General features: G+C 70.9%; 18 protein-coding genes. 9 read left to right on the forward strand and 9 right to left on the reverse strand.

Going from position 1 to position 18935, the window contains the following annotated elements; all coding sequences use genetic code 11:
• Window positions 1-130: 130 nt before the first annotated feature.
• The 4 genes from ACFU6I_RS27345 to ACFU6I_RS27360 all read left to right on the forward strand — a co-directional run bounded on the left by ACFU6I_RS27345 (window position 131) and on the right by ACFU6I_RS27360 (window position 5582).
• Window positions 131-1351, forward strand: coding sequence for an NADP-dependent isocitrate dehydrogenase (locus ACFU6I_RS27345; RefSeq protein WP_384371488.1), 1221 nt, complete (start codon window positions 131-133; stop codon window positions 1349-1351).
• A 462-nt stretch (window positions 1352-1813) separates the two neighbouring features.
• Entirely contained in the window at window positions 1814-2860 is a 1047-nt protein-coding gene (locus tag ACFU6I_RS27350) for a DUF2690 domain-containing protein (protein WP_384371489.1), read from the forward strand.
• Between the two features lie 182 nt (window positions 2861-3042).
• Entirely contained in the window at window positions 3043-4032 is a 990-nt protein-coding gene (locus tag ACFU6I_RS27355; protein ID WP_266982393.1) for a malate dehydrogenase, read from the forward strand.
• Between the two features lie 161 nt (window positions 4033-4193).
• Window positions 4194-5582 carry a B12-binding domain-containing radical SAM protein gene (locus ACFU6I_RS27360; protein WP_384371554.1) on the forward strand — a complete coding sequence of 463 codons (1389 nt, stop codon included), beginning with the start codon at window positions 4194-4196 and terminating at the stop codon, window positions 5580-5582.
• Here ACFU6I_RS27360 and ACFU6I_RS27365 read toward each other — a convergent pair whose 3' ends face one another.
• Both ACFU6I_RS27365 and ACFU6I_RS27370 read right to left on the reverse strand, forming a co-directional pair.
• A complete protein-coding gene (locus ACFU6I_RS27365; protein ID WP_384371491.1) occupies window positions 5583-6311 on the reverse strand; it encodes an isocitrate lyase/phosphoenolpyruvate mutase family protein in 729 nt (242 codons plus the stop codon).
• A 68-nt stretch (window positions 6312-6379) separates the two neighbouring features.
• Window positions 6380-6892, reverse strand: coding sequence for a carboxymuconolactone decarboxylase family protein (locus tag ACFU6I_RS27370; protein WP_345515080.1), 513 nt, complete (start codon window positions 6890-6892; stop codon window positions 6380-6382).
• A gap of 47 nt (window positions 6893-6939) precedes the next feature.
• Between ACFU6I_RS27370 and ACFU6I_RS27375 the strand changes: the two genes are divergently transcribed.
• Window positions 6940-8343 carry a PLP-dependent aminotransferase family protein gene (locus tag ACFU6I_RS27375; protein ID WP_384371493.1) on the forward strand — a complete coding sequence of 468 codons (1404 nt, stop codon included), beginning with the start codon at window positions 6940-6942 and terminating at the stop codon, window positions 8341-8343.
• Between the two features lie 31 nt (window positions 8344-8374).
• On the opposite strand, the gene ACFU6I_RS27380 is transcribed toward ACFU6I_RS27375, so the two are convergent.
• The gene (locus ACFU6I_RS27380) at window positions 8375-9229 is read right to left on the reverse strand and encodes a hypothetical protein (RefSeq protein WP_384371556.1); all 855 of its coding nucleotides are present in this window, start codon (window positions 9227-9229) and stop codon (window positions 8375-8377) included.
• 121 nt (window positions 9230-9350) lie between these two features.
• Between ACFU6I_RS27380 and ACFU6I_RS27385 the strand changes: the two genes are divergently transcribed.
• Complete coding sequence (locus ACFU6I_RS27385) at window positions 9351-9626, forward strand: hypothetical protein (protein ID WP_266982384.1); 276 nt, start codon at window positions 9351-9353, stop codon at window positions 9624-9626.
• Between the two features lie 6 nt (window positions 9627-9632).
• Window positions 9633-10826 carry a glutathionylspermidine synthase family protein gene (locus ACFU6I_RS27390; RefSeq protein WP_384371495.1) on the forward strand — a complete coding sequence of 398 codons (1194 nt, stop codon included), beginning with the start codon at window positions 9633-9635 and terminating at the stop codon, window positions 10824-10826.
• Window positions 10827-11018: 192 nt separating this feature from the next.
• Here ACFU6I_RS27390 and rocD read toward each other — a convergent pair whose 3' ends face one another.
• The 4 genes from rocD to ACFU6I_RS27410 all read right to left on the reverse strand — a co-directional run bounded on the left by rocD (window position 11019) and on the right by ACFU6I_RS27410 (window position 14639).
• Window positions 11019-12224, reverse strand: a complete 1206-nt coding sequence (gene rocD, locus ACFU6I_RS27395) for an ornithine--oxo-acid transaminase (protein ID WP_384371497.1) — start codon at window positions 12222-12224, stop codon at window positions 11019-11021.
• 112 nt (window positions 12225-12336) lie between these two features.
• Window positions 12337-13161 (reverse strand): hypothetical protein, encoded by an 825-nt coding sequence (locus ACFU6I_RS27400; protein ID WP_384371499.1) that lies wholly within the window; start codon window positions 13159-13161, stop codon window positions 12337-12339.
• Between the two features lie 108 nt (window positions 13162-13269).
• Window positions 13270-14091 (reverse strand): hypothetical protein, encoded by an 822-nt coding sequence (locus tag ACFU6I_RS27405; RefSeq protein ID WP_384371501.1) that lies wholly within the window; start codon window positions 14089-14091, stop codon window positions 13270-13272.
• Window positions 14088-14639: an RNA polymerase sigma factor gene (locus ACFU6I_RS27410; protein WP_384371503.1), complete on the reverse strand. Its 552-nt coding sequence runs from the start codon at window positions 14637-14639 to the stop codon at window positions 14088-14090. The genes ACFU6I_RS27405 and ACFU6I_RS27410 overlap by 4 nt, the downstream gene beginning before the upstream one ends.
• Window positions 14640-14871: 232 nt before the next feature.
• Here ACFU6I_RS27410 and trpS point away from each other — a divergent pair, with 232 nt between their 5' ends.
• Both trpS and ACFU6I_RS27420 read left to right on the forward strand, forming a co-directional pair.
• Window positions 14872-15885 (forward strand): tryptophan--tRNA ligase, encoded by a 1014-nt coding sequence (gene trpS, locus ACFU6I_RS27415; RefSeq protein WP_384371505.1) that lies wholly within the window; start codon window positions 14872-14874, stop codon window positions 15883-15885.
• A gap of 141 nt (window positions 15886-16026) precedes the next feature.
• On the forward strand, window positions 16027-16617 hold the full coding sequence (locus ACFU6I_RS27420; protein ID WP_384371507.1) for a 2'-5' RNA ligase family protein: 591 nt from the start codon (window positions 16027-16029) through the stop codon (window positions 16615-16617).
• 56 nt (window positions 16618-16673) lie between these two features.
• Here the strand turns inward: ACFU6I_RS27420 and ACFU6I_RS27425 are convergent, their stop codons facing one another.
• Both ACFU6I_RS27425 and ACFU6I_RS27430 read right to left on the reverse strand, forming a co-directional pair.
• Window positions 16674-17429 carry a decaprenylphospho-beta-D-erythro-pentofuranosid-2-ulose 2-reductase gene (locus ACFU6I_RS27425; protein WP_384371509.1) on the reverse strand — a complete coding sequence of 252 codons (756 nt, stop codon included), beginning with the start codon at window positions 17427-17429 and terminating at the stop codon, window positions 16674-16676.
• Window positions 17430-17483: 54 nt separating this feature from the next.
• The gene (locus ACFU6I_RS27430) at window positions 17484-18833 is read right to left on the reverse strand and encodes an FAD-binding protein (RefSeq protein ID WP_384371511.1); all 1350 of its coding nucleotides are present in this window, start codon (window positions 18831-18833) and stop codon (window positions 17484-17486) included.
• Between the last annotated feature and the right edge of the window lie 102 nt (window positions 18834-18935).

An 18935-nucleotide genomic window follows, 5' to 3' on the forward strand; every position in this document is an offset into this window, starting at 1 on the left:
CCCTCGCACCCGACAGGTGCGAGGGGGCCGCGGTTATGTGCGGGGGAGAAAACCGTCACCGCATATCTCGATGTCGAGTATCTTGGCGTCGAGATAAATCCTCCAACTGTGAGAGGGGTGTGTCCGCTCCATGGCCAAGATCAAGGTGGTCGGCCCCGTCGTCGAGCTCGACGGCGACGAGATGACCCGCATCATCTGGTCCTTCATCAAGGACCGGCTGATACTGCCGTACCTCGATATCGAGCTGAAGTACTTCGACCTGGGCATCGAGCACCGGGACGCCACCGACGACCGGGTGACGGTCGACGCCGCCCACGCCATCGAGAAGTACGGCGTCGGCATCAAGTGCGCCACGATCACGCCGGACAGGGAGCGGGTCGAGGAGTTCGGGCTCAAGGCGATGTACCGCTCGCCGAACGCCACCATCCGCAACATCCTCGGCGGCGTCGTCTTCCGCGAGCCGGTCATCATGCGGAACGTGCCGCGGCTCGTCCCGGGCTGGACCAAGCCCGTTGTCGTCGGACGGCACGCCTTCGGCGACCAGTACCGCGCCACCGAACTGAACATCCCCGGCCCGGGGACCCTCACCATGACCTACACGCCGAAGGACGGCTCCGAGCCCGTCGAGGTCGAGGTCCACGAGTACCCGGGTGCCGGTGTCGCGCTGTCGATGTACAACCACGACGAGGCGATCCGCGACTTCGCGCGCGCCTCGTTCCGCTACGGACTGGCGCGCGCCTACCCGGTGTACATGTCGACGAAGAACACCGTCCTCGCGACGTACGACGGCCGCTTCAAGGACATCTTCCAGGAAGTCTTCGACACCGAGTTCGGTGCGGACTTCGCGCAGGCGGGTCTCACCTACGAGCACCGCCTGATCGACGACATGGTCGCCTCGGCGCTCAAGTGGGAGGGCGGCTACGTCTGGGCGTGCAAGAACTACGACGGCGATGTCCAGTCCGACGTCGTCGCGCAGGGTTTCGGCTCGCTCGGCCTGATGACCTCGGTCCTGACGTCCCCCGACGGCAGGACCGTCGAGGCGGAGGCCGCGCACGGCACGGTCACCCGCCACTACCGCCGGCACCGGCGCGGCGAGGCGACGTCGACCAACCCGATCGCGTCGATCTTCGCCTGGACCCGCGGACTCGCCCACCGGGGCAGACTGGACGGCACTCCCGAGGTGGTCGCGTTCGCCGAAGCGCTGGAGCGGGTCTGTGTCGAGACCGTGGAAGGCGGTCGGATGACGAAGGACCTGGCGCGGCTGATCTCCGCGGACGCCCCGTGGCTGACCACGGAGGAGTTTCTGGACGCGCTCGATGTGAACCTGCAGAAGAAGATCGCGTCGCTCTGACGGCCTCGCCCCGACAGCCCGCACGTTGATCTGTGGTGTCCGTCCCCTCCCCCGAGAAGGGACGGACACCCGAGGCCGGAGCCCACCGGAGCGCAGATGTCCCCGGAACGTGGCGACTTGAGCGGCCCTGCCCCGACCTGACGTCAGCTTTGTCGACGGAGTGTCAGGGATCAAGGGAGGCCGGGGGCCTGTGGCACGGAAGTGACCATTCCGCCACGCTGTGATCGCTGCGCAACGGTGGCGGTCCGGCGCGGCGGAGCACCACGGAAGGGGGGCGCGCGAGGGCACTCGCCGATCCCCCGAATGCCACCGTGCGCCATCTCTCCCGGAACTTGCAGCCTGCCTCCGGGCATCCTTCTGGGTAGTCCGGAACGGTGGACCGCCGTATCGGGGCAGGGGGAACAACAGGGCGACGGAAGAGCGGGGCACGCCAGGCACGTTCGGGGGAACGGAGGGGGAACAATGCCTCGTTGGAAGGCATTACCGGATGAACTCGACCCGCAGGTGAGGGAGTTTGCGGGCCAGCTGCGCAGGCTCATCGACCGCACCGGGCTGAGTGTCGCGGCGGTGGCCGACCGCACGGGCTACAGCAGGACGTCGTGGGAGCGCTATCTGAACGGGCGGTTGCTCGCGCCCGAAGGGGCGATCGTCGCTCTGGCCGAGGTCACGGGCACCGACCAGGTGCATCTGGCCACCATGTGGGAGTTGGCGGAGCGTGCCTGGAGCCGCTCCGAGATGCGCCACGACCTGACGATGGAAGGCATCCGGGTCGCGCAGGCGCGCGCGGCGCTCGGTGAGTTCGGGCCGAACCCGTTGGGCGACGACAGGAGCCGCCGCTTCGGCGGCCGGACCACCGGCACGGCCGTGGACGAGGGTGAAGGCGCGGGTGCGGGCGACTGGGGCCACCCGCCATCCGTACCGGTCCAGCATGGGGACGCACCACGGGCGCCGCAGTCGGAGGACCGGCCGCGCCGGCCCGACGGCGTCCAGAGGGAGCCGGCCGACCGCCGCAGGCTGACCCTGTCGGTCACCGGTGCGGTGGGCGCGCTGCTGGTGCTGGCCGCCGCGGTACTCCTGACCGGTCCGGGCGGCGACGACAACGGCGGGCAGGCCGGGGCCGACCCGTCGTCCGCATCGTCGGCGGCCGGCGCGTCCGCACCGGCCGCCGGGGTCGGGTGCAGCGGCGCCGACTGCACGGGACGGGACCCGGAGGACATGGGGTGCGGCGGCCGGTCAGCGCGCACGGTCTCCAGCGCCACGGTCGGCGGAAGCCTCGTCGAGGTGCGCTACAGCAGGACGTGTGGCGCGGCGTGGGCCCGGATCACCGATGCCGTCCGGGGGGACACGGTACGGATCACCGCGGGCGGTACCGCGCGGCAGGACGGCACGGTCGACGCCGACGCGGACGCGTACACCCCAATGGTCGCCGTGAAGAAGGCCGCCGACGCCAGGGCATGCGCGACCCTCGCCTCCGGCACGAAGGGGTGCACCACCGCCGCCGCCGAGTGAGAACGGGCGGGGTTCGGTGAGCGGTGAGTGACCGGCTGTGTGCGGTGCCACAGGGGGCCGGGCGGCCGGGAGGCCCCGGGTCGGATAGCCTGATCGCTGGATATCTCTTCACATCAAGATTCAGGAGATGTCCAGCACCAGGGGCAGGGACCCCCACCGCCAGCTGTCTAACGGAGATCGCCATGACCCGCACTCCCGTGAATGTCACCGTGACCGGCGCAGCCGGCCAGATCGGCTACGCGCTGCTCTTCCGCATCGCCTCCGGCCACCTGCTCGGCCCGGACGTGCCGGTCAACCTGCGCCTCCTGGAGATCCCGCAGGGGCTGAAGGCCGCCGAGGGCACCGCGATGGAGCTCGACGACTGCGCCTTCCCGCTGCTGCGCAACATCGAGATCACGGACGACGCCAACGTCGGCTTCGCCGGTGCGAACGTCGCCCTGCTCGTCGGCGCCCGCCCGCGCACGAAGGGCATGGAGCGCGGCGACCTGCTCTCCGCCAACGGCGGCATCTTCAAGCCGCAGGGCAAGGCCATCAACGACAACGCCGCGGACGACATCAAGGTCCTCGTCGTCGGCAACCCGGCCAACACCAACGCGCTCATCGCGCAGGCCGCCGCCCCGGACGTACCGGCCGAGCGCTTCACCGCGATGACCCGCCTGGACCACAACCGCGCGATCTCGCAGCTGGCCGCCAAGACCGGTGCCGCCGTCTCCGACATCAGGAAGCTGACGATCTGGGGCAACCACTCGGCGACCCAGTACCCGGACATCTTCCACGCGGAGATCGCCGGCAAGAACGCCGCCGAGCTCGTCAACGACGAGGCGTGGCTGGCCGACACCTTCATCCCGACCGTCGCCAAGCGCGGCGCCGCGATCATCGAGGCCCGCGGCGCGTCCTCGGCCGCCTCGGCCGCCAACGCCGCCATCGACCACGTGTACACCTGGGTCAACGGCACCGCCGCCGGCGACTGGACCTCGATGGGTATTCCGTCGGACGGCTCCTACGGTGTGCCCGAGGGCCTCATCTCGTCCTTCCCGGTCACCACGAAGGACGGCAAGTACGAGATCGTCCAGGGCCTGGACATCAACGAGTTCTCCCGCGCGCGCATCGACGCGTCGGTGCAGGAGCTCACCGAGGAGCGCGACGCGGTCCGTGAGCTCGGCCTGATCTGACCGTCGGATCCGGTCGTTCCCGATCCGGTCCGTACGCCCTTCGCGTACCTCACCGCCCCCGGCAGCCGTTGCTGCCGGGGGCGGCCGTGCATGCGGACCCGTACGCCCCGCCCGGGAACTGAACGCGCCCCGACCGGGTCTGTGTGGTCATGCGTGTGACGATGATTCTTCCGGCCCTGACCGAGGCGACCAGCCCGCTCTTCCGGCCCATCAAGTACTCGCTCTTCCCGCCGCTCGGCCTGGCGACCCTCGCCGGCTACCTGGACCCGGACGACGAGGTGACGCTCCTCGACGAACATGTCGAGCGGGTCGACATCGAGGCGCTCGACAGCCCCGACCTCCTCGTCGTCCAGCCGTACATCACTTCCGCCCGGCGCGGCTACGAGATAGCCGACCACTTCCGCGCCCGTGGCGTGCACGTCGCCATGGGCGGCCTGCATGTGACCTCGCTCCCCGACGAGGCGTCGGAGCACGCCGACACGATTTTCACCGGGCCGGGGGAGGACACCTGGCCCCTCTTCCTGAAGGAGTTCCGGGACGGTGTGCCGGGCCGCCGCTACGACTCCACGCTGCGCACGCTGGCCGGACTGCCTCCCGTGCGAAGGGATCTGATCAAGCGTCACCTGTATCTGGTGCCCAACTCGATCGTCGTCTCGCGCGGCTGCCCGCACCACTGCGACTTCTGCTACAAGGACGCCTTCTTCGAGGGCGGAAAGTCCTTCTACACCCAGGCCGTGGACGACGCCCTCGCCGAGATCGAGCGGCTGCCCGGCCGCCATCTGTACTTCCTCGACGACCATCTGCTCGGAAACCGGCGCTTCGCGGAGTCACTCTTCGACGGGATGGCCGGCATGGGGAGGCTCTGGCAGGCGGCCGGAACCGTCAAGTCCGTACTCCAGCCGGATCTGTTGGAACGGGCCGTCGACGCGGGACTGCGCAGCCTGTTCGTCGGCTTCGAGACCGTCAACAGTGCCAACCTCGCAGAGCGCCGCAAGGACCAGAACATCGGCAAGGACTACGCGGCCGCCGTCCGCCGGCTCCACGACGCCGGTGTCATGGTCAACGCCAGCTTCGTCTTCGGACTCGACCACGACGGGCCGGACGTCTTCGACCGTACGGTGGAGTGGGCCGTCGAGCAGGGCATCGAGACGGCCACCTTCCACATCATGACGCCGTACCCGTCCACCGGTCTGTGGAAGCAGATGGAGGCCGAGGACCGGATCGTCCATCGGGACTGGGACCTCTACGACACCCGCCATGTCGTGTACCGACCGAAGGGGATGACTCCGCGTCAGCTGGAGGACGGCTACTGGCGCGCCTACCGGGACTTCTACCGCTGGTCCAACATCTGGCGCGGCGCGTCCGCCCAGCCGGGCACGCACGAGCGGCTGCGGCACCTGGCGTACGCCGGCGGCTGGAAGAAGTTCGAACCCGCCTGGGACGCCCTGATCCGCTCCCGCAACGTGGTGCGGGCCATGCCCGTGCTGGAGCGGACCCTGGCGGCCTTCGGCGGACGACGGGCCACGGCCGGCTCGCCCGGCGCACGGTGATCAGCCGGCGTGCAGCCGGTCGGCCATCTCCCGCACGGCTGCCATGGCCCGGCGCTGCAGGCCGGGGCCGAAGGTGATGCGCGTGGCGCCCAGCTCGCCGAGCCTGCGCGGAGTCGGACCGTCCGGTAGCGCCAGTGCGTTGAGCGGGGCCGCGACGGCGGCGGCCAGGCGGGGAAGGGACTCGGGCGGCGCGGCGATCGGGTAGACGCAGTCCGCGCCGGCCGCCGCGTACAGCCGGGCGCGGGCGATCGTCTCCGCCTCCTGGTCCGTGCCCTCCGGGACGCCGCGCACATACGTATCGACGCGGGCGTTGACGAAGAGGTCCTCGCCCGCCACCGCCCGTACCTCCGCCAGCCGGTCCGCCTGCCGCTGCGGGTCGAGGAGGACGCCGTCCGCGGAGTCCTCCAGATTGCAGCCGACCGCGCCGGTGGCCAGAAGACGCTCCACGAGCTCCTTCGGCGGCAGTCCGTAACCGGCCTCGATGTCCGCCGACACGGGTACGGGGACGGCGCGCACGATCCGGGCGACGGCCGCGAACATCTCGGCGGCGGGCGTCGCCCCGTCCTCGTACCCGAGCGAGGCCGCGACCCCGGCGCTCGGGGTGGCCAGCGCGGGGAAGCCCGCGTCGGCGAAGACGCGGGCGCTCGCGGCGTCCCACGGGCCGGGGAGGACCAGCGGATCGCCGGGGGCGCGGCCGTGGTGCAGCGCACGGAGGACGGACACAGACATCGCGGGGCTCCTGGGGTGGTGGGCTGACGGACCGGGGCGCGACCCGGCCCGGTTCTGCCGGATCCGGGTCAGTGCTTGCTGTCGCCGGGGGTGTAGTGACCCGGGACCATCCGGGTGGTCACACCGAACCGGTTCCAGGCGTTGATCACCGTGATGGCGGCGATCAACTGAGCGAGCTCGGCCTCCTCGAAGTGCTTCGCGGCCTTCTCGTACACCTCGTCCGGCACGAAACCGTCGGTCAGGACCGTCACGGCATCCGTCAGCTCGATCGCCGCGATCTCCTTCTCCGTGTAGAAGTGCCGCGACTCCTCCCACGCGCTGAGCTGAACGATCCGCTCGACGGACTCGCCCGCAGCGAGCGCGTCCTTGGTGTGCATGTCGAGGCAGAACGCACAGTGGTTCAGCTGCGAGGCGCGGACCTTCACCAGTTCGGCGAGGACCGGATCGAGGCCCTTACGGGACGCGGCGTCCAGCCGGACCATGGCCTTGTAGACATCGGGGGCGAGCTGGGCCCAGTGCAGGCGGGCGCTGTGCTCGGGGGCGTGGTCGGAACTCGGGTGGGAGTGCTCGTTCGTGGTCATGGGTACGACGCTACGGGGTGGATGGCGCACCGGTATGGTCCATTTCCATGACGGATTCCTGGGCCACTTTCGGAGCCGACCTGCATATCGACCCGACCGGTGCGGCAGGGCTGCGGGCCGGGCTGATGGACGCCCTGCGGGAGGCCGTAAGGACCGGGCGGCTGGCCCCCGGTACCCGGTTGCCGTCCTCCCGCGCGCTCGCCGCGGACCTGGGTATCGCCCGGAACACCGTCGCCGACGCCTACGCCGAACTGGTCGCCGAGGGGTGGCTCACCGCCCGGCAGGGCTCCGGCACGAGGGTCGCGCAGCGGGCCGAACCGCGTCCGGTGGCCACGACGGCGCCGCGTTCCAGGCCGGTGCGCCGACGGCCCGCGTACAGCCTGATGCCCGGCTCGCCGGATCTCTCCACGTTCCCGCGCGCCGACTGGCTCAAGGCGGCCCGGCGCGCCCTGACCGCCGCGCCGAACGACGCCTTCGGATACGGCGATCCGCACGGACGCATCGAGCTGCGCACCGTACTGGCCGGTTATCTGGCGCGGGCGCGCGGTGTGTACGCGGCCCCGGAGCGGATCGTGATCTGTTCGGGCTTCGTCCATGGCCTGATGCTGATGGGGAAGGTGCTGCGGCAGCGACGCGTGCGCGAGGTGGCCGTCGAGTCGTACGGACTGGACATGCACTGGAAGCTGCTCGCCGACGCCGGACTGCGTACCCCCTGCCTGCCGCTCGACGGACTCGGTTCCCGGACCGCGGAACTGGCTGGGATGCGCGGGGTGGGCGCGGTCCTGATGACGCCCGCGCACCAGTTCCCCACGGGGGTCCCGCTCCATCCGGACCGGCGGGCCGCGGCGGTCGACTGGGCGCGGGGCACGGGCGGGCTGATCCTGGAGGACGACTACGACGGGGAGTTCCGCTACGACCGGCAGCCGGTCGGCGCCCTCCAGGGCCTCGACCCGGAACGCGTCGTGTACATGGGGACGTCCAGCAAGTCCCTGGCGCCGGGACTGCGGCTGGCCTGGATGGTGCTGCCGCCCGGGCTGGTGGGGGAGGTGACCGAGGCGAAGGGGCAGGTCGACTGGGTGTCGAGCACGCTGGACCAGCTGACGCTCGCGGAGTTCATCGAGTCCGGTGCCTACGACCGCCATGTGCGCTCCATGCGGCTGCGCTACCGGCGCCGCCGCGACCAGCTCGTCGCGGCGCTCGCCGAACATGCCCCCGCGCTGCGCGTCAGCGGGATCGCCGCGGGTCTGCACGCCGTGGTCGAACTCCCGGAGGGCAGCGAGCGGGCAGTGATCCAGGCCGCTGCCTGGCAGGGCCTGGCGCTGGAGGGCCTGGCGCGCTTCCGGCACACGGACGCGGAGGCGGGCAGCGACGCCCTGGTCATCAGCTACGGGACGCCGACCGACAGCGCCTGGGCAGGAACGCTGGAGGCGCTCTGCCGGGTGCTCCCTTAGGGGCGGGGAGAGCGCACCGGCGCAGTACGTCCTACCGTGCGCCCGGGACAGCCGGCCCGGGGGTGTCCGTCGGGGCCTCGCCGAACCGGGTCAGCGCCAGCGCGCCCACGACCGCCACCGCGAACCCGGTGACCGCCAGCCAGCCGAGACCCTCCCGCGTACGGTCCCCGAGCCAGACGATGCCCACCAGCGCCGGGCCGATCGTCTCGCCGATCACCATGCCGGCCGTCGCCGTCGTCACCGAGCCCCGCTGCAGCGCGGACGTGAGCAGCAGGAACGCCGCGCCTCCGCCCAACAGCAGCGCATACGTCGCCGGGTTGGCGACCAGCGCGGACGGCGAGATGTCGTCGATCAGCCGCACAGCGACCTCGACCACCCCGAAACCGCACCCTGCCCCCAGCCCCAGCACCAGTGCGCGCGGCTTCTCCGGCAGCCGCCCGGCCGCCGCGCCGATCAGCAGGACACCCAGTGCGATACCCAGCATCCACCAGCGCAGGGCGGTCGAGCCGGTCCGGTCGCCCTCGCCGCCGGCGGCGAGCCCCAGCATGGCGAGACCCGCGCAGACCACGCCGACGGCGGCCCACTCGGTACGGCTCAGCCGCACGTGCAGCAGGCGCGCGGCGACCACGGCCGTCACCGCGAGACTCGCGGCGAGGGCGGCGCCCACCGCATAGATCGGCAGGGAGCGCAGGGCGATGATCTGGAGGACGAAACCGCAGCCGTCGAGAGCGAGTCCGGCCATGTAGCGCCACTGGCGCACGGCGCGCAGCAACAGCGCCGGATCGACCCCCGCACCGGACCCCGGCCCGGCGGCGGCCCGCGCGGCTACGGCCTGGAGGACGGAGGCCGTACCGAAGCAGACCGCGGATCCGAGCGCGCAGATCATCCCGAAGAGCACAGGGGGACTCTACGTGGGGGCCTGGCCCACCGGGTTCCGGCCGAATCCAGCAGCCCTCTAATCTGACGAACGTTCCTATGGCGTGGACCGGACAACGGGGAGACAGAAAATGGCCAAGCGTAGGTTGAGGTCGAGCACGGTGGTGCTCGGTTCCATGGGCGTTCTCGCGGCGGCGATCACCTCCTGCGGTTCGGAGCCGGACAAACGGTGCGTGGACCCGGTCACCCACTCCAAGCTGCCGAGCTACGAGTGCAAGAACAGCAGCGGCAAGGGCGACTACTACTACGGCGGCACCTCCAAGGGGGGCACCGTGCAGGGCGGCAGTTTCAACAAGTCCGCCGTCGACCGCGGCGGCTTCGGCTGCTCCGGCACGAGCGGTGGCTGACCGGTCATGGAACGCCGCACCGTGCAGCCGCGCCCCGGCTGGCAGGAGACGGTCGAAGAGCAGGGGATCGTCTACCCGCTGACCCGCTACCCGGACGGATCCCTGCGCCCGTACTGGGACGAGAGCGCCTACTACGTCTTCTCGCTGCCCGAGGTCGAGGCACTGGAGGACGTCGTCGAGGAACTGCACACCATGTGTCTGGCCGCCGCCGCGCACATCGTCGACCAGGACCGCTTCGCCGAGCTCGGCATCACCGACCGCCGACTGGCCGCCCTGATCACCGAATCCTGGCAGCGCCGCGGCGAACTGCCGTCCCTGTACGGCCGTTTCGACCTGCGCTACGACGGGACAGGCCCGGCGAAGATGCTGGAGTACAACGCCGACACCCCCACCTCACTCGTGGAGGCAGCCGGCGCCCAGTGGTTCTGGATGGAGGACCGCTTCCCTGACGCCGACCAGTGGAACTCCCTTCATGAGCGTCTCGTCGCCGCCTGGAAGCGGCAGGCCGCACTGCTGCCACCGGGGCCGTTGCACTTCGCCCACTCCGAAGGAGACGAACTCGGCGAGGACCTGATGACGGTCGCGTATCTGCGGGAGACCGCCGAACAGGCCGGGATCGACACCGAGGCCCTCTCCGTCGAACAGATCGGCTGGGACCGGATGACCGGGCGGTTCGTCGACGAGCGGCTCCGCTTCATCCGGAGCTGCTTCAAGCTGTACCCGTGGGAGTGGCTGGCGACCGACCGCTTCGGCCCGCATGTCCTGGACACCCTCGACAACGGGGGCGGAACCGGCACCACCTGCTGGATCGAGCCGGCCTGGAAGATGCTCCTCTCCAACAAGGCGCTGCTGGCCATCCTCTGGGAGATCTTTCCGGGCCACCCGAATCTGCTGCCCTCCTATCTGGACGGCCCCCGCGAACTGGCCGCGGACGGGAAGGGCGGCCGTGGCTATGTCGCCAAGCCGTTGCTCGGCCGTGAGGGCGCCGGTGTCACGATCCATGAACCGGGAAGCCCCGCGGTGATACGGGACGAGCCGTGCTGCTACCAGGAGTTGGCGCCTCTGCCGGACTTCGACGGCAATCGGGTGGTGCTCGGTGCCTGGGTCGTCGAGGACGAGGCGGCAGGGCTCGGCATCCGGGAATCGGCGGGGCTGGTCACGGACGAGTACGCCCGCTTCCTGCCCCACGTCATCCTCTAGTGCTGCGACCGGGGTCGGAGACGCGGGGCCGGAGACGCGGGGCCGGGGCGCGGAAGCCGGGGAGGCGGAGGACTCGTCACGAGTCGGCCGGGGCGCCCGGTGCCCGCCTCGTCCTCAGCCGCCGGACGTGCTCGATGCGCCCGCCGGCCGAGATCGCTCCGAGGGCCGACCGGGGGCGACATGCGCGTCCGGTCAGCCGCGCAGCACCTCCCGGAGTTGCTCCAGGCCCCAGTCCAGGTCCTCCTTGCTGATCACCAGGGGCGGGGCGATCCGGATCGTCGAACCGTGGGTGTCCTTGACCAGCACCCGGCGGTCCATGAGCTTCTCGGAGATCTCCCGGCCCGTGCCGCGGCTCGGGACGATGTCCACGCCCGCCCACAGCCCTCGGCCCCGCACCGCCTCCACGGCGCCGCCGCCCACCAGCAGGCCCAGCTCCTGATGGAGGTGGTCACCCAACTCCGTTGCCCGTTGCTGGAATTCGCCGGTACGCAGCATCGCGATGACTTCCAGTGCGACCGCGCAGGCGAGCGGATTCCCGCCGAACGTCGAACCGTGCTCACCGGGCCGGTAGACCCCCAGCACCTCGGCCGACGAGACGACGGCCGACACCGGGACCACGCCGCCGCCCAGCGCCTTGCCGAGCACGTACATGTCCGGCACGACGCCCTCGTGCTCACAGGCGAAGGTCTTGCCCGTCCGGCCCAGACCCGACTGGATCTCGTCCGCGATGAACAGCACATTCCGCTCTCGGGTCAGCTCGCGCACCCCGGGGAGATAGCCGGGCGGCGGCACGAGCACCCCGGCCTCGCCCTGGATCGGCTCCATCAGGACCGCCACGGTGTTCTCGGTCATCGCCGCACGGAGCGCGGTGAGGTCCCCGTACGGCACGATCTCGAACCCCGGCGTGTACGGGCCGAAGTCCGCCCGGGCCTCCTGGTCCGTGGAGAAGCTGATGATGGTCGTCGTCCGGCCGTGGAAGTTGTTCGCGGCGACGATGATCTTCGCCATGCCGTCCGGGATGTCCTTGACCCGGTAGCCCCACTTGCGGGCGGTCTTCACCGCCGTCTCCACGGCCTCCGCCCCCGTGTTCATCGGCAGCACCATCTCCATGCCGCACAACTCGGCGAGCTGCGTGCAGAAATCGGCGAACCGGTCGTGGTGGAAGGCGCGCGAGGTCAGGGTCACCCGGTCCAGCTGTGCCTTGGCGGCCTCGATCAGACGCCGGTTGCCATGGCCGAAGTTGAGCGCCGAATAGCCCGCGAGCATGTCGAGGTACCGCCGACCCTCGACGTCGGTCATCCAGGCGCCGTCCGCCGAGGCGACGACGACCGGAAGCGGATGGTAGTTGTGCGCGCTGTGCGCCTCGGCGGAGGCGATGGCAGTTTCCGTGGTCGACACGGGATCTCCGTTCGTCGTGCGGCGTGGGCAGGGGTGATGCCCACTTTGTATCGTCGGTCGGATCCTCGGGGAGGAAACCTTCAATCCACGGCGCGCCCATGCGTTTGCGCAGTCAGAGGTCGAGGAGTTCCTGACGCGGACCGGTCTCCCGGCCGTAACGGCCCTCGCCCCCGCCTCCGCCGCTTCGACGGGACGCCAGCGGCCGCAGGGCCAGGGCGAGCGCCGCCCCTGCCACCAGCCCGGGTACGGCCCACCACACACCGTTGAAGCGGTCGGACGAGCCGGAGGCGCCGGCCGCCGTCGGGGCAGCGGACGCGGAGGGCCACGGTGCCGGTGCGGGGCCCGCCGCGCGGCCCTGGGGGGCGGACTGCCCACTGTCCTCCCACGGCTGCGGGAACAGCGCCGCATACGCCTCCTCGCTGCTTTTCTTCCCCAGCAGTCCGAGGTGCTTGAACAGCGCGACCAGCTCCGTCGGCTTCTTCGCCCGGTGCCAGTACCCGCGGTAGGTATAGGGAACTTCGGAGGCCGTGTGTATCCAGACCGTGTCCGGATCGTCTCCCGGGAAGACCCGGTCGGTCCGCATCGGCTCCAGGTCGTGGACCATCCAGGTCACATTGATCTGCCGCGTCCCCACCGCTCCGTCCAGGCTCTGGGGCCGCTCCTTGTCGCCTTCGCCCGCCGCGCCCAGCAGCGCCTCCAGCTTGGTGTACCTCGGATCCGTGACGGAGAGCGCGGCCGCCTTCCCGCTGTCCGGTGAGGCGACCAGCACCGTCGTCGGCCCGCCCGCCACCGCACCCGGAGCGAGACAGAGACTCAGCCCGCACACCGCCGCCGCCGACACGGCCAGCCGTCGCAGAAATCGGAAGCGGCCCACCGGCCGCCGGGTGGATCGAACGCCTGGCTGTCGTTCCGCGAGCCGGCCTCCTGGCTTTCGCATGACGTCCCCCTTGCGCTGTCCGGTACGGACCGCCCGTACCGTGTCACCTCTGATACACCGCCCGGGCCCCGCAGGTTCCCCTTCCGGGCCGACCGTTCTCCTGGACCGTCAGAGCGCGGAACCGGCGACCGAACGGGCCCGCTCCCGCGATGCCACGCCCTCCAGCCGCAGTGTCATCCGCCCGTCCTTCACCCACAACAGGGTGGGTCCGGCAGTCCGTTGGGACCGTGACCACCGCACGCCGTCCGCATCGACCATGCCGAACCGCAGCACATGCGGCCTCGCGAACCAGAGGCCGTCCACCGTGCCGCCGCGGCCGTCGGCCACCTTCAGCCACTCCGGCTGCTCCCGCACCTGTTTGGTGAAGTACGGATCCAGCGGCGCCGCGAACTCGTCGAGCCGTATCGTCCGCCCCTCCTCCTGCCAGCACAGCGTGACCATCCACCGGCCGTCCGGCAGGCCCGACACGGACACCGCGTCCGGCGCACCGAGCGCCCCGGGCACGACCGGCCGGAAACCCGACCGCCGCGCCGCCTCCTCCGTCGTCACCGGGGTGCCGCAGCCCGGCACCGGCGCTCCCGGCCGCGCGGGGACCGGCGCGGACGGGTCGTACCGCACGTCCACCCCGCCGAAGTCGAACCAGTCGGCGACCGTCGCCCGCACCGGAGGCGTCAGCACCAGCACGACCAGGAGACCCGAGAGGACCGCGGCCATCAGGCGGGCCCGCCGACGGGCCCATTCCCCGGCCCGCTCCAGCCGTCCCGGGGGTACCGGCACAGGCACCGGGACCGCTTCGGCGACGATCTGTGCCAGCACCCGCTCGGCCATCGTCGGTCCGCCGCCCTCCGGCTCGGGGACCTCCATCCCGCGCCCCAGCGCCAGCAGCTCCGCCCGCAGGCGGGCCCGGTCCGGATCATTCACACCCGTCATCCCACGTCACCCCCTCCCACCCCGGTCCCGAGCTTCTTCTCCAGCTTCTTCAGCGCACGGTTCAGCCGGGACTTCACCGTCCCCCGCGGCCAGCCCAGCGTCCGTGCCGTCTCCGCCTCGTCCATCTCCAGCAGGTACCGGTAGGTGACCACCTGCCGATGCTCCTCGCTCAGCTCGTCGAGCGCGGCTGTCAGCAGCGTCCGCCGCTCCTCCGCGAGCGCCGCCACCGCCGGATCCGCCGACTCCGGTATCACCGGCTCGGCGCCCCGCAGCACCGCCTCGCGCCCGGCCACAGCCCGCGCCCGGCCGGCCGACCGGAGTGAGTTCCTCGTCTCGTTCACGACGATCCGCAGCAGCCACGGACGGAACTCCGCGCCTTCCCGGAATTGCCCGAGCGACTGATACGCCTTGAAGAACGCGGACTGCACCACATCCTCCGCCTCGGCCCCCGCCCCGAAGGCGACCGCGGCCCGCAGCGCGACGCCCGTGTGGGCGCGCACCAGCTGCGCGTATGCCTCCGCCTCTCCGGCGCGCACACGAGCGATCACCGCGGCCTCGCCCTCTGCCGGCGCCCCTTCCGACGCCTCCGCACGGGTCCCGGTCCGCTGTTCGACCCGCCCCTCGGCCTGCCCTCCGGCACGCCCGGGAGCGCGGTCCGCACCCCTGTCCTCGACGGCGCGGCCCCCCTCCCGGCCCCTCTGCAGGGCCCCCTCCTGCGTCCTCACACCTTTCATACACCGGCTGCCGGAGATCGGTTCCGTACCTGAGACAATGAGTTCTATGGCCTCTGAACGCCCCCGCGTGCTCTCCGGAATCCAGCCCACCGCAGGCTCGTTCCACCTCGGCAACTACCTCGGTGCAGTCCGCCAGTGGGTGGCGCTGCAGGAGTCCCACGACGCCTTCTACATGGTGGTGGACCTGCATGCGATCACCGTTCCGCAGGATCCGGCGGAGCTGCGTGCGAACACCCGGCTCGCGGCCGCCCAGCTGCTGGCCGCCGGTCTCGACCCCGAGCGCTGCACGCTCTTCGTCCAGAGCCATGTCCCGGAGCACGCCCAGCTCGGCTGGGTCATGAACTGCCTCACCGGTTTCGGCGAGGCCTCCCGGATGACGCAGTTCAAGGACAAGTCCGCCAAGCAGGGCGCCGACCGGGCGACCGTCGGCCTCTTCACGTACCCGGTCCTCCAGGTCGCGGACATCCTGCTCTACCAGGCCCACCAGGTCCCGGTCGGCGAGGACCAGCGCCAGCACATCGAGCTCACCCGCGACCTCGCCGAGCGTTTCAACGGCCGGTTCGGTGACACGTTCACCATTCCGGCGCCGTACATCCTCAAGGAGACGGCGAAGATCTACGACCTGCAGGACCCGTCGATCAAGATGAGCAAGTCGGCGTCCACGCCGAAGGGCCTGATCAACCTGCTCGACGAGCCGAAGACCACGGCCAAGAAGGTCAAGAGCGCGGTCACCGACACCGACACGGTCATCCGGTACGACGTCGAGAACAAGCCAGGTGTCAGCAACCTCCTGACCATCTACTCCACCCTCACCGGCACGGGTGTCGCGGATCTGGAGCAGAAGTACGAGGGCAAGGGCTACGGTGCGTTGAAGACCGACCTCGCAGAGGTCATGGTCGAGTTCGTCACACCGTTCCGGACCCGTACCGAGGAATATCTCGACGACCCGGAGACGCTGGACTCGATCCTGGCCAAGGGGGCGGAGAAGGCCCGGGCGGTGGCCGCCGAGACCCTGGCCCGGACGTACGACCGGATGGGCTTTCTGCCTGCGAAGCACTGAGTCCAAGGACCCTGGCGAGATGACGGCTCCAGGCTGCACACTGGCGGTGGGAGACCAACCCCGGTGATGGTCTGAATCCAGCCATCGACCGCGGTGACGACGGCACGCCGGTCACCGACTTCGAAGAGTGAGGAGAACGACGTGGGGACCGTTACGCTCGGCGTTTCGATCGCGGTCCCGGAGCCCTTCGGCAGCCTGCTCCAGGAGCGGCGCGCGAGCTTCGGGGATCCTGCCGCATACGGCATTCCCACCCACGTCACGCTTCTCCCGCCGACCGAGGCGGAGGCGGCCGACCTGCCCGCGATCGAGCGGCATCTCGCCGAGATCGCGACAGGTGGCCGTCCCTTCCCGATGCGCCTGTCCGGCACGGGGACCTTCCGCCCCCTGTCGCCGGTCGTCTTCGTCCAGGTCGTCGAGGGCGCGTCTGCCTGCTCCTGGCTGCAGAAGCGGGTGCGGGACGCGTCCGGCCCGCTGATGCGCGAGCTGCAGTTCCCGTACCACCCGCATGTGACCGTGGCGCACGACATCCCGGAGCAGGCGATGGACCGGGCGTACGAGGAGCTCGCCGACTACGAGGCGTCCTGGACCTGCGGTTCCTTCGCGCTGTACGAACAGGGCCCGGACGCCGTCTGGCGCAAGATCAACGAGTTCCCGTTCGGGGCCGGGGGCGGCGCGCCCGCCGTGCCCGCGCAGGGCGGCAGCTCGGTGGACGAGCCGTCCCTGCGGCCCTGAGGCGTCGGTGACGGCCTGGTGCACGACGGACAGTGCACCCGGGCCGAGCGTTGCGCTCAGACCGGCAGGCGCCGGAAGAGCGGCCGCGGCACGTGCCGCAGCGCCGACATCACCACCCGCAGCGCCCCCGGTACCCACACCGTCTCCGAGCGCCGCCGCAGTCCCGTCACGATCGCCTCCGCGACCGCGTCCGGGGTTGTCGCGAGCGGTGCCTCCGGCATCCCGGCCGTCATCTTCGACCGTACGAAGCCCGGCCGTACGACCATCACATGCACCCCCGTGCCGTGCAGCGCGTCCCCCAGCCCCTGGGCGAACGCGTCCAGGCCCGCCTTGCTCGACCCGTAGATGAAGTCGGCTCGCCGGGCACGCTCACCCGCCACCGAGGAGAGCACCACCAGCGATCCGTGCCCCTGCGCCTGGAGTGCGCCGGCGCACACCAGTCCGGCGGAGACGGCGCCGGTGTAGTTGGTCTGGGCGACCCGGACCGCGGAGAGCGGTTCCTCCTCGTCGCGTCCCTGGTCCCCGAGGATGCCGAACGCAAGCAGCACCATGTCGATGTCGCCCTCGGTGAAGATCTTGCCGAGAGCGGTCTCGTGGGACTCGGAGTCGAGGGCGTCGAAGGCGACGGTATGGACGTACGCACCCAGTTCCCGCAGTTCGGCCGCGGCCGATTCCAGAGCGGGGGAGGGGCGTCCGGCCAGCCAGACCGTGCGGGTGCGGCGGGCGATCAGCCGGCGCGCGGTGGCGAGCCCGATCGTCGATGTCCCACCGAGGACGAGCAGGGACTGCGGGGCACCGAAGGCGTCCTTCACGAAAACACTCCTAGCGGGGGCGGCGGGGGAGGAGGGAGCGGGCAGTGCGTGGACTCAGAGGCCGAGGCGGCGGGAGAGGTCCGAACGGAACGCCCCGTCCGGGTCCAGTTCGGCGCGCAGCGACCGGAATTCGGGCAGCCGCGGATACATCGCGGCCAGCGTCTCGGGCCGCAGCCGGGAATCCTTCGCCAGGTAGACGCGGCCACCGGCCGTCGCGACCTCCTCGTCCAGTTCGTCGAGGAAGCGGGCCAGGCCCGGCAGCGTGGCGGGCAGATCGAGGGCGAGTGTCCAGCCGGGCATCGGGAACGACAGCCAGCCCGGATCGCCGTTCCCGAACCGTTTGAGCACGGCCAGGAACGACGGGCAGCGCCGTCGCGAGATCCGGCGCACGATCCGGCGCAGCGCCTCCTCCTGCCCGAATCCGACGACGAACTGGTACGGCACGAAGCCGCCGCGGCCGTACACCCGGTTCCAGTGCGGCACGCCGTCCAGCGGGTGGAAGTACGTGGACAGCTTCTGGAGTTCGCCGATGCGGTACGTGGGAGCCCTGCGATACCAGAGCTCGTTGAACAGGGCGACGGAGGTGCGGCCGAGCAGTCCGTGCGGTACGAACGCGGGCGCGACGGGCAGCTGTCCCGGGCGGAACGCGAGCGGTGTGCGCCGGGCGCGCGCCGGGAGCACATGCAGGGGCGCGTGCTCCCCTCGGGTGAGTACGGAACGCCCGGTCGCCCTGCCCCGGGCGAGGAGGTCGATCCAGGCGGCCGAGTAGTGGTAGCGGTGGTCGGAAGCGGTGAGCCGGGCCATCAAGTCGTCCAGATCGACAGCCCGCTCGGTGGTGACCGACATCAGTGACGTCGCGACGGGCTGGAACCGGAGCGTGGCCGAGAGGATCACCCCGGTCAGTCCCATGCCGCCCGCGGTCGCGTCGAAGAGAGCGGTGCCGGGCCGGACCGTACGGATCCCGCCGTCGGCGGTCAGCAGTTCCATGTCCTGCACGTGGCGGGAGAAGGAGCCCGAGATGTGATGGTTCCTGCCGTGGATGTCGGCGCCGATCGCTCCGCCCACGGTGACGTAGCGGGTCCCGGGAGTCACCGGCACGAACCAGCCGAGCGGCAGCAGTACCTCCATCAGCCGGTGCAGGCTCACGCCCGCGTCGCACACCACCAGACCGGTGGCGGCGTCGATGGTGCGGATCCGGTTCAGCGCGGTCATGTCGAGGACGGAGCCGCCCGCGTTCTGCGCCGCGTCGCCGTAGGCCCGGCCCAGACCGCGCGCGATGGAACCACGGGGTCCGCAGCCGCGCACCGCGACCGCCGCCTCCTCGTACGTACGGGGACGGAACCGCAGGGCGGTCGTCGGAGCGGTACGGCCCCAGCCGGTCAGGGAGACGGTGTCGACAGACATGGTGGTGACCGTATCGCCCGAGAAAACACCTTTGAGGGATTTGTTACACAGCTCACCGAAATGGGTGATTAAGGGAGTTTGGCTCGTCAATGACGCGCAACT

Origin of the sequence: Streptomyces sp. NPDC057486, from assembly GCF_042802415.1 — a bacterium.
GTDB lineage: Bacteria > Actinomycetota > Actinomycetes > Streptomycetales > Streptomycetaceae > Streptomyces > Streptomyces yanii.

Coding starts and splice junctions, on each gene's coding strand:
- ACFU6I_RS27345 (WP_384371488.1), top strand. CDS start 131: ATGGCCAAGATCAAGGTGGTCGGCCCCGTCGTCGAGCTCGACGGCGAC.
- ACFU6I_RS27350 (WP_384371489.1), top strand. CDS start 1,814: ATGCCTCGTTGGAAGGCATTACCGGATGAACTCGACCCGCAGGTGAGG.
- ACFU6I_RS27355 (WP_266982393.1), top strand. CDS start 3,043: ATGACCCGCACTCCCGTGAATGTCACCGTGACCGGCGCAGCCGGCCAG.
- ACFU6I_RS27360 (WP_384371554.1), top strand. CDS start 4,194: ATGATTCTTCCGGCCCTGACCGAGGCGACCAGCCCGCTCTTCCGGCCC.
- ACFU6I_RS27365 (WP_384371491.1), bottom strand. CDS start 6,311: ATGTCTGTGTCCGTCCTCCGTGCGCTGCACCACGGCCGCGCCCCCGGC.
- ACFU6I_RS27370 (WP_345515080.1), bottom strand. CDS start 6,892: ATGACCACGAACGAGCACTCCCACCCGAGTTCCGACCACGCCCCCGAG.
- ACFU6I_RS27375 (WP_384371493.1), top strand. CDS start 6,940: ATGACGGATTCCTGGGCCACTTTCGGAGCCGACCTGCATATCGACCCG.
- ACFU6I_RS27380 (WP_384371556.1), bottom strand. CDS start 9,229: ATGATCTGCGCGCTCGGATCCGCGGTCTGCTTCGGTACGGCCTCCGTC.
- ACFU6I_RS27385 (WP_266982384.1), top strand. CDS start 9,351: ATGGCCAAGCGTAGGTTGAGGTCGAGCACGGTGGTGCTCGGTTCCATG.
- ACFU6I_RS27390 (WP_384371495.1), top strand. CDS start 9,633: ATGGAACGCCGCACCGTGCAGCCGCGCCCCGGCTGGCAGGAGACGGTC.
- ACFU6I_RS27400 (WP_384371499.1), bottom strand. CDS start 13,161: ATGCGAAAGCCAGGAGGCCGGCTCGCGGAACGACAGCCAGGCGTTCGA.
- ACFU6I_RS27405 (WP_384371501.1), bottom strand. CDS start 14,091: ATGACGGGTGTGAATGATCCGGACCGGGCCCGCCTGCGGGCGGAGCTG.
- trpS (WP_384371505.1), top strand. CDS start 14,872: ATGGCCTCTGAACGCCCCCGCGTGCTCTCCGGAATCCAGCCCACCGCA.
- ACFU6I_RS27430 (WP_384371511.1), bottom strand. CDS start 18,833: ATGTCTGTCGACACCGTCTCCCTGACCGGCTGGGGCCGTACCGCTCCG.